We start from the raw sequence: 8,520 nt of genomic DNA on the forward strand, positions 1-8,520 counted from the left end.
GCGCGCGACTGCAAGTCGAAATTTTACAGGACGCTTTGTAAATTATCAACGCGTGGACAAAAATTATTGCATGCGTAAATTTATTAATTGACGTGAAAAATACCGAGCCGTATTTACATCGGGGACGTTGCACGCGCGAGCGGCGCGGTGGATTGGAGTTTAGGCCGGAAACGAGGCCTCGGGGCTTTGAGCGCCCTCGACCGTCGCTCAGATCAAGCCGTATCGAGGTGCGACCGTCATGTGCGACGATTGTTTTCTATATTGGCACTATTGATCTGCGCCAGCGAACGAACTTACTCGCCCCGGAGGAGTCTGGCGTCACTCTCGACAGCGAACCGCGCGTGCGCATGATCGAAGGACGTGAGCGGCAGCCGTATCGTCGAGAATCTCGCGGCGAGCGACGCGGACTTAAGCTTGACTGGGCCGGGAGATGCCGCGGTCATTCGGCTGCCTTCTTCTGAAGCTGCTCGAACACAAACAGCTTGCCTTTGCGCACGCTGTTTTCGAGTGGGCTCGCGTTCGCCACATGCGCCGCAATCGCGCTGGCCAGCATGCAGCCCGTCCCGCGCATCGATACGGCAAGTCGCGGTGTGTCAAAGCGGATTGGTTCTTGATCAAAGTGCAACAGAATATCGGTCGATCGGAGTCCCGCCGCGTGGCCGCCCTTGATCAGCAGGGCCTGCGCGCCGGCGGCCAGCAATTTCCGTCCCTGTCTCACCGCATCGCTCTCGTTCGCCGCCGGTTCAGCGCCAACAAGGAGCGCCAGCTCGAAAAGATTGGGTGTGACCAGACGGCAAAACGGCATCAGATCACGTTTCATGGCGGCGATGGCGTCCGTTTCGAGTAGCGCTCGACCTGAAGTGGAGACCAGAACCGGGTCGAGCACTGCCGGCACCTGCGGATTTTCGCGCAGCACGGCGGCAACGCCAGCCACGATCTCAGCGGTTGCGAGCATGCCGATCTTGATGGCCGTCACATTGTTGGCCTGCAGCGCAGCGCGCATCTGATCGGCCACGAGATCGGGCTGAGAAGGATGGACTGCCATGACGGTTTCGTGCGTTTGCACCGTCAGCGCGGTGACAGCCAGGCAGGTGCGCACACCAAGGGAGGAGATCGTCTCGATATCGCGTCCTATTCCGGCGCCCCCGCTGGAGTCCGAACCACTAACGACGAGCACATGCGGTTCTCGCCTCAGCGCCATTTCTCTGTCCTTTCGATCCATTCTCGCGTGCGCGTTTCGGGATTGGCGTTGAGCGTGATGTCGGTCACCACGGCCGCGCTGTCCGCACCAGCCTCAAAGACACTGTCGAGCCGGTCGGGGTTGAGGCCGCCGATGGCGACCAATGGGATCGGCGCTACCCGATGCTTCCATTTGCTGATCCGCTCGAGCCCTTGCGGCGCCCATTTCATCTTCTTGAGGCTAGTGGGATAAATAGGCCCCAGGGCCACATAGTCCGGCTCGGCCGCTAGCGCCGTTTCCAGTTCGGTATGATCGTGGGTCGAAAACCCGAGCTTCAATCCGGCGTACTTAATCGCCAGCAGGTCAGCCGCAGCCAAATCCTCTTGGCCGAGATGTACGAAGTCGCAGCCTTCCTCAATGGCGAGTCGCCAATAGTCGTTGACAATCAGTTGGCAACCATGGACCGCGCAGACGTCGTTCGCGCGGCGGATTTCCGAGCGCAGCGTGACCTCGTCCCTATCCTTGATGCGCAGCTGCACCAGCCTGACGCCGAGTGGCACTAGCCGTTCGATCCAGGCAGCGCTGTCGACGATCAGGTAGAAGGGATCGAGCTTCATGAAAAAACTGCTCTGCCGATCGTCGGTGTCGATGGCACGGCGACGTCGCGCGGTTCGAGCATTCCCGAACTGAAAGCCTCACGGCCGGCGTCGACCGCCTTGCCGAACCCACGCGCCATGCCGACCGGATCGGCCGCCCTGGCGACCGCTGTGTTCAGGAGGACGGCGTCAAAGCCGAGTTCCATGACGGTGGCCGCGTGCGAAGGTCGTCCCAGCCCCGCATCCACAATCAGTGGGACGCCAGGGAAATGTCCGCGCATCGAGCGCAGCGCTGTGATGTTGACCGGCCCCAGCGCCGAACCGATCGGCGCGCACCATGGCATCAAGACCTTGCAGCCCGCCTCCAGCAGCCGCTCGGCGACGACAAGGTCATCGGTGGTATAAGGGAATACATCAAAACCGTCCTCGCACAGGATGCGCGCGGCTTTGACTAGGCCGAACACGTCCGGCTGCAGCGTGTCGTGATTGCCGATCACTTCGAGCTTGATCCAGCTGGTGCCGAAGACCTCGCGCGCCATTTTCGCGGTCGTGACCGCTTCCTTGACGGAGTGACAGCCAGCAGTGTTGGGCAGGATTCTGACGCCGAGCGAGCGGATCAGTGACCAGAATTTTTCGCCAGCCCTGCCGCCTGCCATCTCGCGGCGCAGCGAGACGGTCACCACCGAGGTTCCCGACGCCTTGACGGCCTCGGCAAGGATGGCCGGCGAAGGATATTGAGCGGTACCGAGAAGCAGGCGCGACGGAAGCTCGGTTCCATAAAGCTCTAACATGGTCTAACCGCCTTGCATGGGCGAGAGGATTTCGATCCGGTCGCCGTCGCTCAACTGGAATTCCGCCCGCTTGGCTTTGTGCACGAGGTCGCTGTTGACCGCCGTTGCCAGCCAATCGCCCTCATAGTCGAGCGCGGCAAGCAGTTCGGCCAGCGTGGCGGCGGCAACCTCATGCGCTTCGCCGTTGACCATCAGTTTCATGAGCAAGTTCCTTGGTCCGTTTTGATTGAAAAACGAGGTCGGCAGCCTGGCGCGCCGTGGCAGGGGCGAGAAGAAAACCATGGCGATAGAGTCCATTGATCGCGACGGCAGTTCCAAGTGCCTCCACGCGCGGCAGATTGTCGGGAAAGGCTGGACGGATGCCGACACCTGTTTCAACGATCCCGGCCTCGCCAAAAGCCGGGTGGAGGGCATAGGCGGCACTGAGCAGTTCCATCATCGAACGCGCCGTCACCGGTCCGGAGGACTGGCTTTCAACCATAGTCGCGCCGATCATGAACTGCGTGTCGGCACGCGGCACCGCATACAGCGGAAAGCGCGGATGCAGCAGCCTGACCGGGCGCGACAGCGAGATATCAGGCGTGCGCAGGATCAGCATTTCGCCGCGAACGCCGCGCAGCCTGTCATCGGCCGCTGCGATTCCAGTGCAGTCGATCTGACGATCGAAACCGGAAACAGGCTGGGCGTCGGCGCCGAAGCGGAATTCGACGCCCATGGCCGCGAGCTTGTCGTGAAGTGCTACCATCGCCTGGCGCGGGTCGAGATGAGCCTCATCGGGGAAGAGCAATCCGCGCCAGAAGCGGCCGGCGAGGTCGGGTTCCAGGAGTGAAATTTCGTCTTCGGCGACCCGCCGATATCCCGACGTGCGGCTGGCGAACCGGTCGAGCTCGCCAGTATCACGCAGCGCGGCCACGACCAACGTTCCGGCACGTATCACCTGACCCGGTAGCACCGCATCCCACCAGTCGGCAGCATCGCGTCCGAGATCCAGCACCGGCTGCTCGGCGCTTTCACCCTCGCACCATGGCGCGAGCATACCACCGGCGAACCACGACGCATTGCCCTCGATGGCAGGCCTTGTCTCGGCAACGGTGGTCGCCGCGCCGCGTGCGGCGAGCTCGAAGGCGGCGGTGAGGCCGGCAACGCCGGCCCCTTTGACCAGCACCCTCATGATGGCGCACGCGCCTGTGGCATGGCCGGTGCGCGGGTCTCGTCAGCCGGTATGTAGAGATCGCCGCCCTCGCGGTATTTCGCCGCCATCGCCGCCATGCCCTCCTTCTGCGCCTCGGCGCGGATGTCGTGGGAGATACGCATCGAGCAGAATTTCGGCCCGCACATCGAGCAGAAATGCGCCAGCTTGTGCGCCTCTTTGGGCAAGGTCTGATCGTGGAAGGACCGCGCGGTTTCGGGATCGAGCGACAGGTTGAACTGGTCCTCCCAGCGGAATTCGAAGCGCGCGCGGGAAAGGGCATCATCCCTGACTTTCGCCGCCGGATGACCTTTTGCCAGGTCGGCGGCATGGGCGGCTATCTTGTAGGTGATCACGCCGATCTTGACGTCGTTGCGATCGGGAAGGCCGAGATGCTCCTTGGGCGTGACGTAGCAGAGCATGGCGGTGCCGAACCAACCGATCATCGCCGCGCCGATGCCTGAGGTGATGTGGTCGTAGCCCGGTGCGATGTCGGTCGTCAGCGGCCCAAGCGTATAGAAGGGCGCCTCGCCGCAGACTTCGAGCTGCTTGTCCATGTTCTCCTTGATCTTGTGCATGGGAACATGGCCCGGCCCCTCGATCATGACCTGGCAATCCTTGGCCCAGGCGATCTTTGTCAACTCGCCGAGCGTTTCCAGTTCGGCGAATTGTGCTGCGTCATTGGCGTCGGCGATCGAGCCGGGACGAAGGCCGTCGCCCAGCGAAAAGGACACGTCATAGCCGCGGCAAATGTCGCAGATCTCGGCGAAATGTTCGTAGAGGAAGCTTTCCCGGTGATGGTGCAGGCACCATTTGGCCATGATCGAGCCACCGCGCGAGACGATGCCAGTGACCCGGTCAACGGTCAGCGGGATGTAGTGCAGCCGCACGCCCGCATGGATGGTGAAATAGTCGACGCCCTGTTCGGCCTGCTCGATCAGCGTGTCGCGGTAGACCTCCCAGGTCAGATCCTCGGCAATGCCGCCAACCTTCTCGAGCGCCTGGTAGAGCGGCACCGTGCCGATCGGCACCGGCGAGTTGCGCACGATCCAGTCGCGGATGTTGTGGATGTTGCGGCCGGTCGACAGGTCCATCACCGTATCGGCGCCCCAGCGGATCGCCCACACCATCTTTTCGACCTCTTCGGCCATGGACGAGGTGACGGCGGAGTTACCGATATTGGCGTTGATCTTGACCAGGAAATTGCGACCGATGATCATCGGCTCGCTCTCGGGATGGTTGATGTTGGCGGGAATGATTGCGCGTCCGCGCGCCACCTCCTCTCGGACGAATTCCGGCGTCACGAAATCGGGCAGCGTCGCGCCGAAAGCCTCGCCGTCACGCTCAAGCTTGCCATGCAGGATCTCACGACCAAGGTTCTCGCGGATGGCGACGAACTCCATTTCGGGCGTGATGATGCCGGCGCGCGCATAGGCAAGCTGTGTCACCGCCTTGCCGGCCCTGGCCCTGAGTGGCCGGTTGCGAATGGGAAATTCTGGCGTCAGGCGTTCGCCCGTAGCGAACCCGTTGTCCTCCGGCCGGACATGGCGCCCGTCACAGGCCTCGACATCACCGCGCGCCAAAATCCATTCGTGGCGAAGTCGGGCTAGGCCTTTTTCGATGCTGGTTTCGACAGCCGGGTCGGTATAAGGGCCGGACGGATCGTAGACGGTGACGGGCGGCTCGCCGGCCGTCGGATGGACGGAGATTTCGCGCATCGGCACCCTGATCTGTGGGTGGATGGTGCCGCGCTTGTGGATTTTCCGTGAGGCAGGCAGCGGTCCCGTTGAGACGGCTGGGGTGAGGGCATTCATCTTGAGGCTCCTTTGCTCATGCATTGGAGACCCAGTTCTGTGCCGGAAGGATGAAAAGACGCTTTGGTTGACCTGCCGAAACAGGACCTGGGGCGTAAACTCCCGCAAAGCGCTTGCACCGTCCCTACGCCAGTATGAACTGGATCAGGTTCAACGGGTCACTGCGCCGCGAAAGCCAGCAGTATCTCAGCCCCTTGCCGGGACCCCCCTGGTGAATGCCTCAGGTTGAACGGGCCGGCGTCGATTTGTCAAGCGCATTTGGGCCGAGGCCGTGATCGGCGGTCGGTCAGACGGTGCGGAAAAAACTCCACAAACCAAGAGTTGCTGACGAAGGCCGGGATAAGGATCGCAACCGTTGGCCTGAAGATCCTTGTGAAGGTTACGCCTTCACTTGCCACCAAAGGTTTGCGCGTAGATGGCCTCGATTCTCCCTGCCTCCTCATTGGTCAGCGCGGCGAATTCCTTTTCGCGTGCGCGATTGGACAGACGGCCACCATTCTGGTGAAGGAAACGGAAGAGCAGGTCCGTCAGCCGCTCGGGCATGTCGATAGAGGCGTCCACCTGCCGCCGAAATTGGTCATAGCGCTGCAAAAAAGCGGTTTCCTCCGGAAGGTCCCGTTCGATCGTCCGCTGAACGCAGGCATAGAGGAATTCGGCGTGTGGGGTTGCATCGAAGAAACGGTAGAAATCACCGGTGTCATTCAGAACCCGGACGTTGAATTCGGGCGTCGGTTCCCATTCAACCAACGGCAGAAGGCGTTGCGAATAGCTCTCGAGCACGCCCCTGTACTCGTTGATCTTGTCCTGGATCGCCGCTGAGACGGGAAAGACCACTCCCGGTGGATTGAAACCGTGCATGGCAAGGACGTGGTGGATTAGGTAGCGGTGAATGCGGCCGTTTCCGTCCTCGAACGGGTGGATGTAGACAAAGCCGAAGGCGAGAATTGCGGCGGCTATAACTGCATCAAGGTTTTGCGCCGCGCCTTGATCGAAGGCCACCATTCCATCAATTAGCTGCGGCAGGTCCTCGGGCCGAGCGCTGATGTGATCGGGCAGGGGCATGCGGTTGTCTCGGTCATGCTCACCGACGAATCCTCCTTCTTTTCGGAAGCCCAGTCTGACGAAACGGGCGTCGCCGAGTACAATTCTTTGCAGACGCAGCAGCTCATCGCGATCTATCGGCCGGCGGCCGGCTTCGCCGATCGCGCGGCCCCAGCGTTGGATGCGATCTTGCGGCGGCCGCTCGCCCTCGATCGCGTAACTTGATCGCGAGTCTTTGAGCAAAAGAAATGCGGCGGTCCGAGCAAGGACGTCGCGCGGCACGTCCGCTACGATTGCCTCAGCGCGCCTCGATAGTTCAAGGCCGATGAATTTTTCGAGAATCTTGGTGCGGAACACCAGAGGGCAGAACTCACGCGTGCCGGGGAGATTGTCCCTTACACGGTAGCGCGAAGCGGTCTTCTCGCGTCCGGGCCACTGCAGCTCAGGATCGACAACCGGAACGTATCTTCCGGCATCCGCGTCCGGCAGATCGATGCGCGCGCCCCTTAGCCATTCATATAAAAACCAGATGCGGCGGGCATAACTGCCGGTCCGACTTTCACGGACCAGCGCCTCGATCGGCGCGGGACCGGTCACTTGGAACAGCCGCTTGAGGACGGCAAGGTCCAGTCCCTCGTACTTGAGCGCGAAGGTCAGGTGACCTTCGAGGGTAGGATTTGGGGCATGGCGGGGAGTCATGATCCGCCAGCCATCCCGTTCGGTAATGCGATGATGCTCGCCAGTAGCGAACAACGTGCGGGGCAAGGGCACGGCGAGCCTGTAGGCTCCTATGAGGGCGCTGTAGCCGGCCGGGGTGGCCCTTTCAGGAAGGCGGATTTCCTGAAAAACAGTAACAGGACCTGAAAATTGGTGCTGTTGCGCCGGAGGCATGAAAAGCGAATCCTTCTATCGAATTTTGGTCAGTTCCGCCAAAACTATGAAAAATGATCCTATTCCATGAAAATTGATGCCACAAGGCCACTTTTTCCGAAAAACGATTCTAACACATTGCTGAAGTCGACAAAGTAACAATTCCGCCACCGGCCGATATTTGCACCAGTGGCAAAGCGGAAGACGCGCACACCCGTGGCATTGATGGCTTCGGCGAAGAAATGATGGTGGTGTCGGCTTCGAAGCCGAATGTCTCTCCCGCCAGATGGAGGCGCTTATCTGCCTGCGACCGTCTGCAAGCAGGCGGTAAATACGGACGCCGCCATACTCGACCTGAGAGGAAGGCTCCGGCTTTTTCACCTTGGGCATAGATTCCGAACCGGAGGGAAAGAAGCTGACCGGCTGTAGCGGTGTCGGATCGAATGCTGCAGGCAGGCTCGACTGCAAAGAGTGTGACGGCAGCGAGATTCTGGAGGTCGATTGGGCGTGCATGGCTGTTTTCCCGGTTGGTCCTGACACAGCAATCGCGCGAATCCGCAGGCCGCGAAATTCGGTTATGTCCCTACGGGAAATTACCTAGCGCAGAGGCGCTAGCGGTCTGGCCCAGTGCTGCACAGGATCGTCAGGCCGTTGGGAGCAATGCAGAACGGTTTTCGGGGTACCATGCACGATCCGGGAGAGAAGAGGGCGCCGGATTGACACCATCCAAATACACCGACCGATCCTGTCGCTCAGGGAAATTGAGGCGCCGACCTCAACCAGGAATGCTGCAATCTTTGCCATCACAAACGCCATGCCATCCACACTCCCCATCTGAGTCGGTCAGTGGTGCATCTTTGGCCTGCTACCCCGACACGATCGAGACCGTGCTTTCCGGCGACCAACGCAGCACGACATCCTGACCTTCCGGCAGCCTGACGGCACCGGTGTTCAGCACGATGACTTTCAGCATCTGTCCGCCACGTTCGACGAAGTAGGTGCTGCTATTGCCGGCAAAGATGCGTTTCGACACTTCCCC

Annotated in this window: 8 protein-coding genes, 1 pseudogene and 1 riboswitch; all 9 genes and pseudogenes read right to left on the reverse strand. The window is 61.0% G+C overall.

Annotated features, from left to right (window positions below; translation table 11 throughout):
* Positions 1–439: 439 nt before the first annotated feature.
* Positions 440–1,201: a hydroxymethylpyrimidine/phosphomethylpyrimidine kinase gene (locus tag NKH83_RS23460; protein ID WP_352807751.1), complete on the reverse strand. Its 762-nt coding sequence runs from the start codon at positions 1,199–1,201 to the stop codon at positions 440–442.
* Entirely contained in the window at positions 1,192–1,797 is a 606-nt protein-coding gene (locus tag NKH83_RS23465) for a thiamine phosphate synthase (protein WP_352807753.1), read from the reverse strand. Before NKH83_RS23465 ends, NKH83_RS23460 begins: the two co-directional genes overlap by 10 nt.
* Entirely contained in the window at positions 1,794–2,567 is a 774-nt protein-coding gene (locus tag NKH83_RS23470) for a thiazole synthase (protein ID WP_352807756.1), read from the reverse strand. The genes NKH83_RS23465 and NKH83_RS23470 overlap by 4 nt, the downstream gene beginning before the upstream one ends.
* 3 nt (positions 2,568–2,570) lie before the next feature.
* Positions 2,571–2,768: a sulfur carrier protein ThiS gene (thiS, locus tag NKH83_RS23475; protein WP_254818579.1), complete on the reverse strand. Its 198-nt coding sequence runs from the start codon at positions 2,766–2,768 to the stop codon at positions 2,571–2,573.
* Positions 2,737–3,738 (reverse strand): glycine oxidase ThiO, encoded by a 1,002-nt coding sequence (gene thiO / locus NKH83_RS23480; protein WP_352807758.1) that lies wholly within the window; start codon positions 3,736–3,738, stop codon positions 2,737–2,739. Before thiO ends, thiS begins: the two co-directional genes overlap by 32 nt.
* A complete protein-coding gene (thiC, locus tag NKH83_RS23485; protein ID WP_352807759.1) occupies positions 3,735–5,570 on the reverse strand; it encodes a phosphomethylpyrimidine synthase ThiC in 1,836 nt (611 codons plus the stop codon). The genes thiO and thiC overlap by 4 nt, the downstream gene beginning before the upstream one ends.
* A gap of 103 nt (positions 5,571–5,673) precedes the next feature.
* A riboswitch (TPP riboswitch) is annotated at positions 5,674–5,790 on the reverse strand.
* A gap of 167 nt (positions 5,791–5,957) precedes the next feature.
* Positions 5,958–7,502, reverse strand: coding sequence for a Fic family protein (locus NKH83_RS23490; RefSeq protein ID WP_352807761.1), 1,545 nt, complete (start codon positions 7,500–7,502; stop codon positions 5,958–5,960).
* A 155-nt stretch (positions 7,503–7,657) separates the two neighbouring features.
* Positions 7,658–7,994, reverse strand: a pseudogene (locus NKH83_RS31695) (cyclic nucleotide-binding domain-containing protein); the annotation flags it as partial.
* A gap of 352 nt (positions 7,995–8,346) precedes the next feature.
* A partial coding sequence (locus NKH83_RS23495; RefSeq protein ID WP_352807782.1) for a TOBE domain-containing protein occupies positions 8,347–8,520 on the reverse strand: 174 nt, incomplete at its 5' end.

The sequence above is a fragment of the Mesorhizobium sp. M0909 genome (assembly GCF_040319515.1).
GTDB lineage: Bacteria > Pseudomonadota > Alphaproteobacteria > Rhizobiales > Rhizobiaceae > Mesorhizobium.

Coding starts and splice junctions, on each gene's coding strand:
- NKH83_RS23460 (WP_352807751.1), bottom strand. CDS start 1,201: ATGGCGCTGAGGCGAGAACCGCATGTGCTCGTCGTTAGTGGTTCGGAC.
- NKH83_RS23465 (WP_352807753.1), bottom strand. CDS start 1,797: ATGAAGCTCGATCCCTTCTACCTGATCGTCGACAGCGCTGCCTGGATC.
- NKH83_RS23470 (WP_352807756.1), bottom strand. CDS start 2,567: ATGTTAGAGCTTTATGGAACCGAGCTTCCGTCGCGCCTGCTTCTCGGT.
- thiS (WP_254818579.1), bottom strand. CDS start 2,768: ATGAAACTGATGGTCAACGGCGAAGCGCATGAGGTTGCCGCCGCCACG.
- thiO (WP_352807758.1), bottom strand. CDS start 3,738: ATGAGGGTGCTGGTCAAAGGGGCCGGCGTTGCCGGCCTCACCGCCGCC.
- thiC (WP_352807759.1), bottom strand. CDS start 5,570: ATGAATGCCCTCACCCCAGCCGTCTCAACGGGACCGCTGCCTGCCTCA.
- NKH83_RS23490 (WP_352807761.1), bottom strand. CDS start 7,502: ATGCCTCCGGCGCAACAGCACCAATTTTCAGGTCCTGTTACTGTTTTT.